This is a genomic window from Streptomyces sp. SID5469 (assembly GCF_009862865.1).
In the GTDB taxonomy this organism is placed as follows: Bacteria; Actinomycetota; Actinomycetes; order Streptomycetales; family Streptomycetaceae; genus Streptomyces; species Streptomyces avermitilis.
Genome location: NZ_WWIN01000001.1, coordinates 697650 through 713308, shown reverse-complemented (window position 1 = coordinate 713308; position 15659 = coordinate 697650). Strand labels below are relative to the sequence as shown.

The window sequence follows — 15659 nt, the reverse complement described above, 5'->3', positions numbered from 1 at the left end:
GCACCACATGACCACCCCGCACCCCGCGCCGTATCCGGAACCCTTCTTCACTCCCGACCCGAAGTCGGCCGCCCACAGCCGTATCGCGGACTTCGCCCGATGGGCGGCCCGGCACCAGGGCGCCGAAGGGATCCAGGACCCCACGGACTACCGAGCCCTGTACCAGTGGTCCGTCACCGACCTCGAAGGGTTCTGGGCCGCGGTGTGGGAGTACTTCGACATCGACGCGACGACTGAGTACGAGGGGGTGCTGGCCGAGGAGACCATGCCCGGCGCCCGCTGGTTCCCCGGCGCCACCCTCAACTACGTCCATCACGCGCTACGCAACCTGCAGCCGGACGCTCCCGCGATCACCGCCCTGGACGAGACCGGAGCCGGCTATGAGATCACGGGCCGGGAGCTGCGCGCCCGGGTCGCCTCCGTCGCTGCCAGCCTGCGCGACCTGGGCGTCGCACAGGGCGACCGGGTGGTGGGCTATCTGCCCAACACCCCCCACGCCGTCATCGCCTTCCTCGCCACCGCAAGCCTGGGCGCGGTGTGGTCGGTGTGCGGCCAGGACTACGTACCCAAGGCCGCCGCCGACCGCTTCGCCCAGCTCGAACCCACGGTGCTCATCACCGCTGACGGCTACCTCTTCAACGGCACCACACACGACCGCCGCGCCGCCTCGCTCGAACTCGCCGTCGCCCTGCCGACGCTGAAGGCCACGGTGCTCGTGGATCACGTGGGCCTTGCCTGGCCCGAGGGCGGGGACTTGGGGCTGACAGTTCCCTGGGAGGACGCGGCCACCCGCGCCGAGTACCTCACCATCGCCCCGGTGCCGTTCGACCACCCTCTCTGGGTCGTCTTCTCCTCCGGCACCACCGGACTGCCCAAGGGCATCGTCCACGGCCACGGCGGGGTCCTGCTCGAACACCTCAAGATGCTCGGCCTGCACACCGATCTGGGCATCGGGGACCGCCTGCTGTGGTACACCACCACCCACTGGATGATGTGGAACCTGGTCGTCTCCACCCTGCTGACCGGTGCCACCACCTGCACCTACGACGGCAGCCCGGCACCGCAGGCGCGTCCGGACGTCCTGTGGGAGCTGGCGGCCCGTCACAAGGTCACCGTCTTCGGCACCAGTCCTCAGTACCTGCTGGCCATGTCCAAGCTGGGCATCGCACCCTCCGTGTACGACCTGTCGGCCATCCGCGTCGTCGGCTGCACCGGCTCCGCTCTGCCCGCCTCCGCCTACCCCTGGGTCCGCGACCACGTGGGCGCAGGCGTCCAGCTGGCCTCCACCAGCGGCGGCACGGACATCGTCTCCGGCTTCGCCGGCAGTGCCGCCACGACCCCCGTCTGGGCGGGGGAGCTGTCCGCCCCCGGCCTGGGCGTGGCGCTGGCCGCCTACGACGAGGAAGGCCTCCCCGTCACGGACCGGGTCGGTGAACTGGTCGTCACCCGCCCCATGCCGTCCATGCCGCTGTACTTCTGGAACGACCCCGACGGCAGCCGCTACCGCGACGCCTACTTCGGCGCCTACCCCGGTGTGTGGCGGCACGGTGACTGGATCACGCTCACCTCGCACGGCTCGGTGATCGTCCACGGCCGCTCCGACGCCACCCTCAACCGCAACGGCGTGCGCCTGGGCAGCGCCGACATCCACGACGTCGTCGAACGCCTCCCCGAGATCACCGAGGCCCTCGTCATCGGCGCGGAGGAACCCGACGGCGGCTACTGGATGCCGCTCTTCGTGGTCCTCGCCGACGGGGTCGGCCTGGACGACTCCCTGCGCGCGAAGATCCGCGACGCGATCCGCGCCGGCGCCTCACCCCGCCACGTCCCCGACGAGATCCTCGCCGTACCGGCCCTCCCGCACACGAAGACCGGCAAGAAACTCGAGGTTCCCGTCAAGCGCCTGCTCCAGGGCGCTCCCGCCGAGCAGGTCCTGAACCCCTCGGCGGTCGACAACCCCGACCTGATCGCCTACTTCGCCCGCCTGGGCGCGGAGCGGAACAAGCGGTCAGCACACCACACATGAGTCGGCCAGGGGACCACAGGCCCACGTGACAGCACCGGGTCCTTGTGCCCCGCCCGGCTCCGCAAACCCCGTCCCCACGGGGTGGTGCCGGGGCGGTCAACCCGCCCCGGCACCACACACAACCGAAGTAAGAGAGAAATGATGAGCATGACCGACCGCGAACCGCAGGCCCTCGATGTCCTCGACGACGCCGGACGAAAGGTGCTGTTCACCGAGGCCCGCACCGCGAACACCTTTGCCGAGGTGGCCGTTGCCGACGACGAGCTCGCCATGATCTGGGAACTCGCCCGCTGGTCGCCGAGCGCCGCCAACGGTCAGCCTCTGCGTGTGCTCTTTGTGCGCACCCCCGAGGGCAAGGAGCGACTGGGCCGGCATCTCGACGAGGGCAACAGGGCCAAGACGCTCAGTGCGCCGGCCGTGGCGATCCTGGCGTACGACGTCGACTTCCACGAGCAGATGCCGACCGTCTTCCCGGCTCGCGGCGAGATGCTGCGAGCGGCGTTCGCCGACCAGACGGAGAAGCGCGAGAGCCTCGCGGCCTACAACTCGGCACTGCAGACCGGGGTCTTCCTGCTCGCGGTGCGTGCGGCGGGGCTGGCGGCCGGTCCCATGGCGGGCTTCGACAGGGCCGGCGTGGACGAGGAGTTCTTCGCCGGTACCAGCTGGCGTTCGCATCTGGTGGTCAACATCGGTCACCCCGGCGCCGACCCGTGGTTCCCGCGGCTGCCCCGCGTGCCCGTCGAGGACGCCGTCGCCTATGCCTGAGGCACTGCCGCCGTCTGGTGGGTGAGAGGCGCCATGCCGTGGGCGCGGGTGCTCTTCTGAGTACCTGCGCCCATTTTTTAGCGGTGGCTGTGAAGGAGTTTCTGCAGCGGTGTCAGGGCACGAGAACGAGACCAGGGCGCCGATCGGCACCGTGACAATAAGTACGCCGTCCTGCCGAGCTTACGCATCACCGCTGTCGGTCGGCCTGTTGCTCGGGGGGCCGCAGTCCAGCCGTCCACTTCTCCTCTATACGGCCGAGCTTCCACACGGCCAGGGCGGCAGCCCACGTGGCGAAGAACAGGCCGACGATGACGAAGCCGATGGTGTTCAGGTCCAGGCCGCTGATCCAGTCCCAGAACACGCCGTGCAGGCCGGCCTTGTCGGCGAGCAGGCCCAGGAGCTCGGCGGTGCCGATGATCAGCGCGACGGCGACGGACAGGCCGGTGATGGTGAGGTTGTAGTAGACCTTCCGTACCGGCTTGGAAAAGGCCCAGCCGTAGGCGAAGTTCATGAAAGAACCGTCGATGGTGTCCAGCAGGCTCATGCCGGCCGCGAAAAGGACCGGCAGGCAGAGGATGGTGTACCAGGGCAGGCCGGAGGCGGCTCCGGAGCCGGCCAGCACCAGCAGAGCGACCTCGGTGGCGGTGTCGAAGCCGAGACCGAACAGCAGACCGAGCGGATACATCTGCCACGGCTTGGTGATCGACTTCATCACGCGTCCCAGCAGGCGGTTGATGAGGCCGCGGTTGTTGAGCTGCTGCTCCAGCGCGGCCTCGTCGAAGTGGCCGGACCGCATCTGCCGGAACACCTTCCAGATGCCGGCAAGGATGACGATGTTGATGATGGCGATGAGGTAGAGGAACGTCCCGGAGACGGTCGTGCCGATCAGCTCGGTGACGTGGTGCAGCTCGGAGTTGTCCTCGCGGACCGGTGCGGCAAGGGATTTGACGCCCAGGGAGAGCAGGAGGGCCAGCACGAACACGATGCTGGAGTGCCCCAGGGAGAACCAGAAGCCGACCGACACGGGGCGTTGCCCTTCGTCCATGAGCTTGCGGGTGGTGTTGTCGATCGCGGCGATGTGGTCAGCGTCGAACGCATGCCGCATGCCCAGGGTGTAAGCGCTCACCCCGATACCGATCCCGAAGCCCTTGGTGCCCACGCTGTAGTGCTCCGGGGCCACGATCGCCACCAGCGTGAACCACCCGATGACATGGAGCGCGATGATGAAGGCGGCCATCCCGGCTGCGCGGCCCCACTCGGCGCGGCCCATCGAGCCGGATGTGCGTCGCCATCGGGAGCGGAGGCCGCCGGTGGCCGTGGGCGCGGCTGTCATGTGCGGTCTTCCCTCACTTCTGATCGAACGTGATCAAGGTGGGCGGTTCTCGCCGCGCAGCAGCCGTTCTCACCTCGTCGCCGGCCGCGGCTCTCGTCGGTGGCTGCCGATTCCGACGAGCAGGCCCGTGAGCATTCGCCCAAAGGGGTCTTCCGGCCGGACGAAGTCGGTGCGGATGTTTCATGCGCTGTACGGCATCAGCTATTCCGCACGCTGTATGGAATGTCGACAGGCGGGAGGCGGGAGGGTGCCGTTGAGCCCCCTCCTGCCTCCCGCCCGTACGCGGTCAGGAGTCGCTGATCCCAAGGTCAGCGGTCGCCTCCCTATCGCCAGTGGTTGTCACAGCGACGTGCACGGTCTGAGCCCACCCGTGCCAACGGCGCCTGTCTCACCGGTTGTCGAGGACTCGGTCGTGGTTGGATCGGTTGGAGTCGTGGTCATACCGGTTCCAGTCGTGGTCATACCGGTTCCAGTCGCGGTCATCCCGGTTGGAGTCGCGGCGGTCGGACCGGTCCCAGTCGTAGCGGTAGTTGCTGTCGTGCTTCCAGCAACGGTCCTCGTCGTCCCAGTAATAGGAGTGACCGCGGCGGTCGTAGCGGTCCGAGTCGCTGAAGTGGTCGCTGTGCTGTCGGGCGCGGTACCCGTCCCGGCGGTAGTCCTCCTCGGAGTTGTGTCGGTAGTTGACACCGCGGTCCTCGCGGTAGTCGTCGGCCTTGATGCTTACGGCCGGGCGCTCAATGTGCGCAGACTCGGGAACCGCCGCCGAGGCGGTGCCCCCGGCGCCGAGAAGGGCGCCACCCGCGACCGCAGCGGAGGCGGCAGCGAGAGAAATGCGCTTCGTGAGCTTCATGGATATCTCCTTCGTATTGGCGTCGACCGCGATCCCGGCGATTGCTTACGCAGGTGATGCGGTGCGCCCCATCTATGTCGAAGCCGCATCGGCGAGCCCCTCGTGAGGGCACTGCCGACGGCCATCAGTCGCAGCGAAAGGACGCCGTTTCGGCGGCACTCCGCTCCGTTCCATACGCTGTATGGAAGTACAGTGATATCAGAGAATGTCCGAAAATGTCGAACGCGGGGGTTCGCGGCGCTGAGGTGCGGCTCACCGGATCTGGTCGCGGCCTGGGTGTGCCGGCCTGCTGAGCGGCCAAGACGTGGCTTGCGGCGGACCGGGACTCTGCTGCGCAATTCCGCGGGGCTGGGGTGGGCAGGCCGTGGGTGCGGGGTGATCGTCTGCGCGGCCGTTGACCTGTCGTGCGGTCGTGTGGGTGGTGTGGATGTCGCGGCAGCCGGAGGGGTTGCCGAAGATCCCGGAGCGGACCGAGCTGGTGGCCCGGGCCGCGTTCCCGCACGGCAGTCTGCCGATACGGGTGCGGGACCGTCTCGCGGAAGTCTTCGCTGGCGCACCGTTTGCCGCGTCGTTCGGCGTGCGCGGGGTTCCGGGCATGTCGCCCCGTTGGTCATGGGCTTGTAGTTCGCCGAGGATCTGACCGACCGGCAGGGCCGGTCGCCCGCAAGGTGGCCGGGTTTGTATCCACGCTCCCGGAGTCGGTTGAGGATCTTGAGGCTGTTGTACGCGGGGCGGTGACCGGGCTTGTCGAGGGAGTCGCCGAACAGCTTCCTTGCCTCTGCGGGGGTCGCCGCCGATATCACTCGACGTCTATGAGACGGCTTGACTCACAGAACATCTGCGATACGTGATGTCTCACAGGTGGGGGGCTCTCCCGCCGAGTACAGGACCTATGAGTGGTTGAGGAGTGGCCATGGCCAGGACCGAGAACGTCGTCGTCTTCCGCTTTACCGAACAGGCCTCCGCCTACCAGGCGCTCAGTGAGCTGAAGCAGCTCGGCGCCCCGACCGTGGAGGTCACGGGCGCGATGCTCGTCGAGCGCCGACCGGACGGGACGGTGCGCATTCCCGAGGGTGTCGACGCCAGGGCGGGAGGGGGCACGCTGGTCGGAGGGCTGGTCGGTTCGGTGGCGGGTCTGCTGGGTGGACCGCTTGGTGTGGTGCTGGGCTGGGGCGCCGGCGCCCTGGTGGGCGGCGGCGCCGACTGGCGGCGGGCGACGGAGAGCTCCGGCCTGGTGGCCCTGGTGGCCGACGAGGTCAGCGCGGGCAGCACGGTGCTGGTTGCAGAGGTCGCCGAGCGCGACACGGCAGCGATCGACCTGTTCGCCACGCAGTTCGGTGCGGTGCTTGAGCGCAGGCCGGCCGAGCGGGTGCGAGCCGAGGTCAAGGCGGTCCGCGAGGCGGACGAGGCGGCGGAACGCGAGGCCGCCAAGGCGCGCCGGGAGCAGAAGAAGGCCGAGCTCGAAGCCTCGATCGAGGCCCGCGGGAAGGCGCTCAAGCAGACGAAGGCCCCGAATTCCCTGAGGGAGCTCGGGAGCCGGGGCGGCTGTCGGCGGGGACGGCGTTGTGGACGAAGAAGTGGGGTCCTCGCCCGCCCGGGGCGTGCGCCGACCGGGCGGGCGAGGACGTTCGGGCTGCGCCGGCAGGTGCCCGGCGCGGGTGGGTCAGGCGGGCGGGGCTCCCCAGGCGGGCGTGGCACTGAGATACGCGGGGATCGCTGCGGCTTCGGTGTACGTAGTGGAGGTGCCGCGGCTGTAGTCGCCGACCTCGTCGAAGTTCGACCAGTCGGACTTGCTCATCCGCAGTTGCAGGTCGCCGGTGTTCTGGCCGACGGCCAGGGTGCCGCCGGTGAAGCCGACTTCGAGGTAGGCGTCGGCTCCCGGCACGGGCGTGGTCAGGGGTACGACCTTCAGGCTGACGTTGGAACAGCCGACGGCCGCGTAGTCGCACCAGGCGTTCACGGTGGGCGAGCCGCTGTCCCGGGTGAAGTAGTAGCGGGCCGTGACCTTGGACAGGTCGAGGGAGCCGCTGCCGGTGTTGACGATCCGAAGGCCTGGCCGGATGGCGTTGTCGGTGGCCGAGGAGTCGTTGTTCTTGTAGAGGACCTTGAGGCCGCCCGAGGGGTCCGGTGTGCCGCCGGACGTGTCGGTGGTGACGCTCAGCGAGGCGGAAGGCGCCGAGACGTTCCCGGCGGCGTCACGGGCGCGGACGGTGTAGCTGTACGCGGTGCCCGCGCTGAGCCCCGTGTCCGTGAACGCTGTGCCGGCCACCGGCGAGGCCGTGACCTTCGTGCCGCCGCGGTAGAGGTCGTACCCGCTCACGCCCGTGTCGTCGGTGGACGCCGTCCAGGACAGGGAGACGCTGGACGGCGTCTTCGCGGTGGCCTTCAGGCCGGTCGGTGCGGTCGGCGCGGTGGTGTCACCGCCCGGGGTGCCGCCACCGTCCGTGAGCACGGCCGGGTAGGCGTTCCTCACCAGCATCGCGAACTGCTCGGCGAACCAGTGGCCCGCCAGGGGCGCGTTCGGCAGCGCGCCGGTCTTGTTGCCGCCCGCGTTGGGCGCCGTGTATGTCGGGTCGCACATGGGGTCCATGCGCTTGCCCTCGTCGTTGGGAATGTCGGAGCTGGCGCCGTCCGACTCACCCGGCGGCTTGATCCACAGGAATGCGTCGAGGTGGGAGTCAGGGGAGCCGGAGGGCGCAGCCTGCGGGGGCTGCCCGAGTCCGGCGCCGCTGACGTTGCACCACAGGCCTCGGTGTGCCCGTCGGTCGACGCGGGACTCATTGACGTAGGTGTCGAGGGTGGTGCTGCTGCTCTCCGTGGTGGGGCGTCCGGTGCCGCCCCACCCGTTGCGGGAGGTGTCGATCACCATGCCCGTCGAAGCGGGCCAGCCGGCCGCGACGAGCGCCCGGTGGACGTTCCCGGTGAAGTCCGACTCGTCGAAGTTGGGGTTCCACTCGTAGAACTTGCTGGACTTGACCATGTTCCCGCCGACGGTCTTGTCGGGATCGGTCAGGAACGGCTCTTCGAGCGGCGTGTAGTTGGAGACGTGGGTGATCAGCCCGTCGGCACTGGAGAATCCGGCCGCGGTGCCCTTGGCGACATCGGTGTAGAGCTGCACGGTCTGGGAAAGGTTGTTGTCCCAGCCGAGCCAGCCGGAGTGCGCGAAGTCCAGGTACGTGTAGACGTTGGGGATGGCGTGCAGTCTGTCGAGGGCGTACTGGATGCCCTTGACGTAGATGCCGCTGCTCTTGGCCTGGGCGCACTCCGGGTCGGCGGTGTTGGTCACGAGGTTGGGCAGGCCGTCCGGCTCGATGACCGTCGTGATGCGGATGTCACGGTACTTCGGGTTCTTGAAGACGTTCGCGATGGCGTCGACGTACTCGCTCTTGTAGCGGTCCAACCCCGCTTGGGTCAGCGGGAGTTCGCCGTTGGAGGCGAGCGCCGAGCAGTCCCGGCCGGGCAGGTCGTAGACCACGAACGTGGCGGTGATCGGCTGACCGGGCTTCTTCTGGGCCAGGGCCAGGTCGAGGTGGTCGGCGAGGCTCTTGCGTCCGGCGTTGGCGGCACCGCCCGTGATGGCGGCGATGCGGTCGAGCCACACCGCGGTGGGATAGGTCCCCACCTTCTGCATCCTGGCCTTGAGCGTGGCGTCCGAGGTCTGCGCCGCCGAGGTGCCGACGAGGTCGGTGTAGTCGGGGTTGACGTAGAAGCTCGCTCCGGCGAACGGGTTGTCGGCGTGGGCTTCGGCGGCGGCCGCCGGATGCCCGGCCAGCTGCCCTGCCAGGCCCAGCGCCAGGGTGACGAGCGCCGCGGCGACCGAGGTCGTCCGGCGCCGTCGACGGCCCGGTCTCGGCCCGTGTTCCGGTGCTCGGCCGGTTCGGTGTGTCATGTGCCCTCCTCGTGAGTGATCTGTGGGTGGTACGAGGTGGTGTGGGGGTGGAGCTGCGAGGTGTGGTCCGTGGGCACGGGGCCGACGTGCGGTCAGCTGCTCGTGCAGTGCGGGGCCGGTGTGTCCGTGGGGCCGTTCGCGGTGAAGCCGAACGGGGTGGTGGCGCCGGGGCGCAGGGAGCCGTTGAAGGCGGCGTTGCGGACGGTGGCTCGGTCCTGGGCGGTGGTCAGTGAGCCGTTCCAGAGGCTGGTGATGGTGGAGCCGGCCGGATCCCAGTCGACAGTCCAGCCCGTCAGCGCGGCGGAGCCGGTGTTCTTGACGGTGGCCTCCGCCTGGTAGCCGCCCTGCCAGGAGGAAACGGTGCGGAACTGCGCGGTGCACGCGCCCTGCGTCGGGGTCGGGTCCGTGGCGTCGTACGTCAGCCCGTACCCGTACGGGAAGAGCGCAGCCTTGCCGTCGCCGTCGTTGATCGGCTCCTGCGAGGCGCTCTTCATCCAGGTCACCGGCAGCTTGCCGGTGGGGGAGTAGTCGCCGAACAGTACGTCGGAGACGCCGGCGCCCGGTGCGGGCAGCCAGGAGGCCGGCGGTGGGCGAGGTGGCGGCGGGCTCCGGGACGGCGGCGGTCGGCCCGAGGAGGGGCAGGGCGGTGGCGCACAGGGCCAGGGCGGCCGCCGCCGGTCCGCGGCGGGTGGTCAGGACGCGCATGCGGGTGGGCCATTCCGGGAGGGGCCGGGAGCGGGCGGCGCCGAGCGGGGCCGGGGGCCCGCCCGCTCGACGGCGGGGAAGGCGGGCGGGCCCCGGTGCGGGCGGATGTGTCAGGCGGTGGTGCAGGCGGCGCCGTTCAGGCTGAAGCCGGCGGGCGCGGCGAAGGTGCCGGAGTAGCTGCCCTGGAAGCCGAAGGACACCCGGCCGCCGGTCGCGATCTGCGCGTTGTACGCGAGGCTGCTTGCCGTGACCGCTCCCGATGACGGGGAGACGCCGGCGCTCCAGCTGCTGGTGATCTGCTGTCCGGCGGGCAGGGTGAACGCCAGCTTCCAGCCGTTGACGGGGGAGGAACCGGTGTTGGTGACGGTGACGTCGGCGGTGAAGCCGCCCTGCCAGACGTTCGTCGCGTAGGCCACCTTGCAGGCTGTGGGGCTGCCGGGGTCACCGGGGTTGCCGCCGCCGGTGTTGACCGTGGAGGAGAACGAGGTCACGGCGAGGCCGGCGCCGTTCTGCCAGGGCTCGAAGCCCGCCTGAACGCTGGTCAGGTACCAGCTGTTCTGCGCCAGCCCGCGGGAAACGGCCTGCCGGACGAAGTCCATGACGTCGAAGCTCCAGCTGGTGATCGCCGACGGCGCCACGAAGGACAGCACGTCGTTCGAGCCGTTGTTGCCGGACCACACCTGCCACTGGCGCCCGGCCACGGTGGCCGTGCCGACCTGCGAGCCCACGGGCTGAACGGATCCGACCTTGTTGAACCAGACCATGATCTCGGTCCGGTTGACGCCGTCGGTGCGGGGCGTGGGGTCGAGCCAGATGTCGTACGCGGCGTCGTACATCGCGTTGCTGACATAGCTGTAGGAGATGCTGGTCGGCGCGCTGGAGACGGTACTGAGCTGGGCCGGAAGGCTCGTGCCGGGCGAGCAATTGGTGTAGTGGCAGCCGTTGTAGACGGACGGGTAGGACTTCGGGGCGCCGTTCGTGGGTACCGAGCCGTCGGCCTGGGTGATCCTGAATCCCGAGTCGGTGGCGGTGATGCACTGGGCCTCGCTGGTGCCCCAGCGGTTGTTCTGGACGACGTAGCGGCCCTGGATCGTCGTTGACCCGAACGGTTCGCAGATGCTGGTGTCGGCCTGCGCCACCGAGGCGGTGGTCAGCAACGCGGCCAGCGAGACGAGCGCAGTGAGCAGGGCACCGAACAGGCCACGCGCGCTGCGGGCATGGGGCGGTGACGGTCGCATGCGGATCCTCTCCGAAGGGGTGGGGGAGTAGGTTCGGGAGCGCTCCCATCACGCGAGGTGGGAGCGCTCCCATTCCCTCGGTTTCGGCAGGGACACTAGGAGGGGTTCATGTTCCTGACAAGACTGTCGGCGTGAACCTGTGGAAGCATTTTTCGAAGCCGCAGGTCAGAGGAGAAGTGTGTGCGCCAGCACCAGATCCTTCTTGGGAGCGCTCCCAAAAGTGCTGTGCTTGCCGAGGGCGGTCAGGCCGACTCGCGCACCACCAGCTCCGTACGGAGGATGACGTGGTGCCAGGCCACGGCAGGCTCCTCCACCTCCTCGAGGAGCAGCCGGACCATGGCCCGCCCGATCTCCTCCAGCGGCTGACGAACCGTCGTCAGTCGCGGCTTGGTCTGCTGAGCCAGCGGAAAGTCGTCGAAACCGATCACGGCGACGTCCTCGGGCACCCGCCGTCCCGCCGCGTGCAGCGCCTGAAGAGCCCCCGCCGCCGTGGTGTCCGACGCGGCGATGACGCCGTCGATCTCCGGATGCCGTTCGATGAGCTCGGCCATGGCGCGGCGCCCGCTCTCTTCCGTGAAGTCACTCTCGGCGACCCAGGACGGCTCGCCCCTGAGACCCGCCATCGCCAGGGCCTCCTGGTACCCGCGCAGTCGGCACTGGGCGACGTGCATATCGAGTGGCCCGGTGACGGTGGCGATCGCTCTGCGGCCCCGTTTCAGCAGGTGAGAGACGGCGCTGCGGGCACCGCCGACGTTGTCCGCGTCGACGTAGCTGACGTACTCGTCGCCCGAGCGGCGGCCCAGCAGTACGGTCGGCAACCCGGCCTCGACGAGCATGTCCGGCAGTAGATCGCCGTCGTGTACGGACACAAGCAGGGCTCCGTCGACCCGACCGCCACGCGCGAACTCGAGGAAGCGCTGCCGCTCGGCGTCCGAGCGGACCAAGGTCAGCAGCAGTTGCATCCCGGTGTCTGCCAGCGCGTCCCCGAGTGAGCGGACGATCTCGGAGAAGAACGGCTCCGCGAACTGCCTCCAGTCCGGCTCCGTCAAGACGAGGGCGACGGCGTCGGCCCGTTGCCCGGCCAGTGAGCGGGCGGCGAGATTGGGCACGTAGCCCAGTTCCTGGATGGCTTGCTGCACAGCCCGGCGCGTCGACTCCTTCACGCCGGCCGCGTTGTTGATGACGCGGGAGACCGTGCCCCGCCCCACTCCGGCGTGGGCGGCCACCTCCTCCAGCGTCGGCGCGCCAGGGCGTCGCCTGCCCATGACCACCTCCCCCACGAGATCACCGATCTTACGGCCCGAGGGAACCGAGCACCCAGCTTCTCCAGCAGTGTGGCCGCACGGCTGAAGGGCCTGGCGCCGGAAAGCTGACTGGCCATGCCACGAGCGGGGATCCACGTCATGTGCCGCCTGTCCAGCCACATTTGCTGCGGGTACCTCATTTCCCCAGGTCAGCGGAGTGGTCGAATGTATACACCGAAGTGGGATTCGGCGCCTTCACCACGCGCGCACCTGTGCAGAGTCCGACCGACGGCCATGCGGCTGTGCGGCCGTCGTGACTTTGTCAATGTCGCCCCCGGTCGGTGTGCCGAGGGTGACTCGCGTACGCCAGAGTCGCGGCCGTATGTGAACTGAAGGCCAGTGGTGTGACGTAGGACTCTTTGAGACAAGTTGACTCATAGACTCTCTGTGAGTCAACCTGTCTCACAGGGGGTTCGCGAAAAGGCGGATCCCGCAACTGTCCATAGATGTCGTCAATGCCATGGCATTCGCGCACAAGGTCTCTAATGGAGGAATCCATGAACGCTACGGTCACGAAGAAGGCGGGCAAGGGCGCCACCGACGGTGTCGTTTCCGAGATGGCCACGTACTTCCACATCAAGCCGGGGCACGAGCAGGAGTGCGCGGCGGCCTGCCAGCGGATGGTCGAGGCCCTGAAGCAGGCCCCCATGGCCGCCACCATCAAGACCGGTCTGCGTGACACCCGCCACGTGATCTTCAACAACGGCACGGAGCTGCTGTGGGCCACCACCTTCGAGACGGAGTGGGAGCCCTACATCGACGACGCGTTCCTGACCGTCGGCTTCGAGCACTTCGTGGACTGGATGCAGCACACCACCGAGTGGGACACCAAGATCGCCCCGTGGATCGAGAAGTCCGGCGGCCTCGAGTCGCTCACGGGCGACAAAACGCGCGAGGGCTTCGACGAGCACATCATCGCGAACATGGCCGGCATGAGGTGGATCCTGCAGGACGGGCAGCAGAAGGCCACCGCCTACTGGAACCCGGTCAGCTCCCTGACGATGTCGGAGATCACCAAGGCCGAGCGGATCAACGCCGCCTTCCAGGAGGTCCTGGACGACCCCGCCGCCGAGGAGGCCCTCCAGCACCCGGCCCTCAAGCCGCTGCTCGCCCAGGCCGCCAGCTGACCCACCCCCACCCCCGGAGGGGGCACCACGCCCACCCCCTCCGGGAAGGGGCGCCACCCACGCCCCCTCCACGACCTCGGTATGACCACGACTCGAAGCGGATGACCGCGACTCCAACCGGTTCAACGACGACCGAGGCCGCGACAACCGGTGAGACATGGGCCGTCGGCACGGGTGGGCTCAGACCGTGCACGTCGCCGTGATACTCGCTGGCGGTAGGCGGGCGGCCGCTGATCTGGGGATCGGCGACTCCTGACCGCACCCGGGCGGCAGGCGGGAGGGGCTCTCCACGGCACCCTCCTGCCCACACCTATTTCATACGACGTACGGAACAAGTGAGATACCGTACGGCGTATGAAACGACCGCGCCGACTTCGTTCGGCCGGCAGGCTCCCCTGGGCGGGGGCTCGGGTCTGCTCGTCGGGGTCGGCTGGACAGCCGGCGTCGGCTCCAACCCCGCCTTGGCCCACTTCGGCCTGCCGCTCGGCCCGCGTGGCCACGTCGACACCCTGCACCCTCCAGGTCAGGGGCCTCGACCACGTGCGGGTCGCGGGCGACAACGCCCAGGTTCCCGACCTGGCCGCCGAAGAGGGCGCGTGATGCCCTCCCGACGTGCAGCACGCCGTACGCGAACCCGGTGTTCGCCCAACGCGATCGCGGCTCCGCGCGACCGTCCGCCGAAGGAGTACCGGCACAAGAACCTGGGCGCGGTGGCCGGCCTTAGGCCTCCACGGGGGCGTCGCGATCCTCTTCACCGAGGCGGTCACGTCGTCCCACAGCCGTAATCGATCTCTCCGCCTGCCTTTGTCCCTGTCTCATTCCGCCATACCCTCGTCCGTTGCCTGGAGGGCTGTCCCCATGTCGCAGAACACCGTCGCCGCCGCTCGCGGCGTTGAGACCGCACCGAAGAATGGGGCTGTCGACCCGTCACACCAGCGCCGCTGGTGGATTCTGGTGGTCATTTCCCTCGCCCAACTGATGGGAGTCCTCGACGGCACCATCGTGAACATCGCTCTGCCGTCCGCCCAGCGCGAGCTGGGCTTCTCGGACGCCGACCGGCAGTGGGTGGTCACCGCCTATGCGCTGGCCTTCGGCAGCCTGCTACTGCTCGGCGGCCGGGTCGCAGACCTTGTCGGGCGGAAGGTGACCTTCCTGGTGGGTCTGGCCGGTTTCGCGGCCGCTTCCATGGTGGGAGGCGCGGCGAACGGATTCGGCATGCTCGTCGCCGCGCGCGCGGTCCAGGGCGGGTTCGCCGCCCTGCTGGCCCCGTCCGCGCTGTCGCTTCTGATGACCACCTTCACCGATCCGCGCGAGCGTGCGAAGGCCTTCACCGTCGCAGGCTCGGTCGCCGGTGCGGGTGGCGCCATCGGCCTGATCCTCGGCGGGGTGCTGACCGAGTACCTGGACTGGCGCTGGACCATGTACGTCAACGTGGTCTTCGCGGTGGTGGCGTTCGCCGGTGGCGCAGCCCTGCTGCGCCGCACCTCGCGGGACACGTCCTCGAAGCTCGACATCCCCGGCACCTTGCTGGTCTCCGCCGGCCTGTTCTGCCTGGTCTACGGTTTCTCGAACGCCGAGACGCACGGCTGGGGTTCGGTGGCGACGTGGGGCATGCTCGCGGCCGGTACCGTCCTGGTGGGCCTCTTCGGCTGGTGGCAGAGCAAGGCGGCATATCCACTGCTGCCCCTGCGGGTCCTGCTGGACCGTAACCGCGGCGCCTCCTTCGCTGCCCTCTTCGTCAGCGGGGCGGGCATGTTCGGCGTGTTCCTGTTCCTGACCTACTACCTGCAGCAGAGCCTCGGTTACAGCGCCCTGAAGACCGGCTTCGCCTTCCTGCCCATGATCGTGGCCTCGTCGTCCGCCTCCGCCGTGGCCGCCAACGTCCTGGTGCCGCGCATAGGCCCCAAGCCGGTGGTACCGCTGGGCATGGCCATTGCGGCCGTCGGCCTGGTCTGGATGACCGCGTTGGACCTGAACAGCGGATACGTGACGCAGGTACTGCCACAACTGGTGCTCGTCGGCATCGGGTTGGGCGCGGTCATCGCGCCCGCGATGAGCCTGGCCACCTCCGGCGTGGCGGCGGCCGACGCCGGGGCGGCGTCCGCCGCCGTCAACACCGTCCAGCAGGTCGGCGGGTCCATCGGCGTCGCCCTGCTCAGCACGATGGCCTCCGACGCCGTCACCGACTACCTCTCCGGCCGCAACCCCAAGGACCCCGACGTCCTGGCCCAGGCCGGCCTCGAGGGCTACTCCACTGCCTACTGGTGGTCGGCGGCCGTCTTCGTCATCGGCCTGGGCGTGACCGCCCTGCTCTACCGCCGCGGCGTGCCGCAGCAGGACGAGAACGCCGCGCCTGTCGTTCACATGTGATCAACGAACGGGTCTGTCCGAGAGGGGCGCGGGCCGTGCGGGAGGAACGAAG

General features: G+C 69.2%; 10 protein-coding genes and 1 pseudogene. 5 read left to right on the top strand and 6 right to left on the bottom strand.

The genetic code is table 11. The annotated features are described in order from the left end of the window. Window positions 1-7 precede the first annotated feature (7 nt). Window positions 8-2026 (top strand): acetoacetate--CoA ligase, encoded by a 2019-nt coding sequence (locus GTY58_RS03050; protein WP_010982000.1) that lies wholly within the window; start codon window positions 8-10, stop codon window positions 2024-2026. Window positions 2027-2173: 147 nt separating this feature from the next. Continuing rightward, on the top strand, window positions 2174-2791 hold the full coding sequence (locus GTY58_RS03045) for a malonic semialdehyde reductase (protein ID WP_010981999.1): 618 nt from the start codon (window positions 2174-2176) through the stop codon (window positions 2789-2791). Between the two features lie 187 nt (window positions 2792-2978). Here GTY58_RS03045 and GTY58_RS03040 read toward each other — a convergent pair whose 3' ends face one another. The 6 genes from GTY58_RS03040 to GTY58_RS03015 form a co-directional block, all read right to left on the bottom strand. Next, complete coding sequence (locus GTY58_RS03040) at window positions 2979-4061, bottom strand: HoxN/HupN/NixA family nickel/cobalt transporter (RefSeq protein ID WP_037651263.1); 1083 nt, start codon at window positions 4059-4061, stop codon at window positions 2979-2981. A 451-nt stretch (window positions 4062-4512) separates the two neighbouring features. Beyond that, window positions 4513-4974 carry a hypothetical protein gene (locus tag GTY58_RS03035; RefSeq protein WP_010981997.1) on the bottom strand — a complete coding sequence of 154 codons (462 nt, stop codon included), beginning with the start codon at window positions 4972-4974 and terminating at the stop codon, window positions 4513-4515. A gap of 1663 nt (window positions 4975-6637) precedes the next feature. Next, a complete protein-coding gene (locus GTY58_RS03030; protein WP_010981995.1) occupies window positions 6638-8863 on the bottom strand; it encodes a glycoside hydrolase family 6 protein in 2226 nt (741 codons plus the stop codon). 92 nt (window positions 8864-8955) lie between these two features. Further along, complete coding sequence (locus GTY58_RS03025) at window positions 8956-9435, bottom strand: cellulose binding domain-containing protein (RefSeq protein WP_255253751.1); 480 nt, start codon at window positions 9433-9435, stop codon at window positions 8956-8958. A gap of 243 nt (window positions 9436-9678) precedes the next feature. Continuing rightward, window positions 9679-10806, bottom strand: a complete 1128-nt coding sequence (locus GTY58_RS03020; protein ID WP_010981993.1) for a cellulose binding domain-containing protein — start codon at window positions 10804-10806, stop codon at window positions 9679-9681. Between the two features lie 242 nt (window positions 10807-11048). Further along, on the bottom strand, window positions 11049-12071 hold the full coding sequence (locus GTY58_RS03015) for a LacI family DNA-binding transcriptional regulator (RefSeq protein ID WP_010981992.1): 1023 nt from the start codon (window positions 12069-12071) through the stop codon (window positions 11049-11051). 536 nt (window positions 12072-12607) lie between these two features. On the opposite strand from GTY58_RS03015, the gene GTY58_RS03010 reads away from it, so the two are divergent. The 3 genes and pseudogenes from GTY58_RS03010 (at window position 12608) to GTY58_RS03000 (ending at window position 15607) form a co-directional block, all read left to right on the top strand. Next, complete coding sequence (locus GTY58_RS03010) at window positions 12608-13237, top strand: hypothetical protein (protein ID WP_010981989.1); 630 nt, start codon at window positions 12608-12610, stop codon at window positions 13235-13237. A gap of 431 nt (window positions 13238-13668) precedes the next feature. Beyond that, window positions 13669-13987, top strand: a pseudogene (locus GTY58_RS03005) (NAD(P)/FAD-dependent oxidoreductase); the annotation flags it as partial. 108 nt (window positions 13988-14095) lie between these two features. Next, window positions 14096-15607: an MFS transporter gene (locus tag GTY58_RS03000; protein WP_010981991.1), complete on the top strand. Its 1512-nt coding sequence runs from the start codon at window positions 14096-14098 to the stop codon at window positions 15605-15607. Window positions 15608-15659 lie beyond the last annotated feature (52 nt).

Excerpts from the sequence above, each read along its gene's own strand:
- GTY58_RS03050 (WP_010982000.1), top strand. The coding sequence starts at position 8 with ATGACCACCCCGCACCCCGCGCCGTATCCGGAACCCTTCTTCACTCCC.
- GTY58_RS03045 (WP_010981999.1), top strand. The coding sequence starts at position 2,174 with ATGACCGACCGCGAACCGCAGGCCCTCGATGTCCTCGACGACGCCGGA.
- GTY58_RS03040 (WP_037651263.1), bottom strand. The coding sequence starts at position 4,061 with ATGGGCCGCGCCGAGTGGGGCCGCGCAGCCGGGATGGCCGCCTTCATC.
- GTY58_RS03035 (WP_010981997.1), bottom strand. The coding sequence starts at position 4,974 with ATGAAGCTCACGAAGCGCATTTCTCTCGCTGCCGCCTCCGCTGCGGTC.
- GTY58_RS03030 (WP_010981995.1), bottom strand. The coding sequence starts at position 8,863 with ATGACACACCGAACCGGCCGAGCACCGGAACACGGGCCGAGACCGGGC.
- GTY58_RS03020 (WP_010981993.1), bottom strand. The coding sequence starts at position 10,806 with ATGCGACCGTCACCGCCCCATGCCCGCAGCGCGCGTGGCCTGTTCGGT.
- GTY58_RS03015 (WP_010981992.1), bottom strand. The coding sequence starts at position 12,071 with ATGGGCAGGCGACGCCCTGGCGCGCCGACGCTGGAGGAGGTGGCCGCC.
- GTY58_RS03010 (WP_010981989.1), top strand. The coding sequence starts at position 12,608 with ATGAACGCTACGGTCACGAAGAAGGCGGGCAAGGGCGCCACCGACGGT.
- GTY58_RS03000 (WP_010981991.1), top strand. The coding sequence starts at position 14,096 with ATGTCGCAGAACACCGTCGCCGCCGCTCGCGGCGTTGAGACCGCACCG.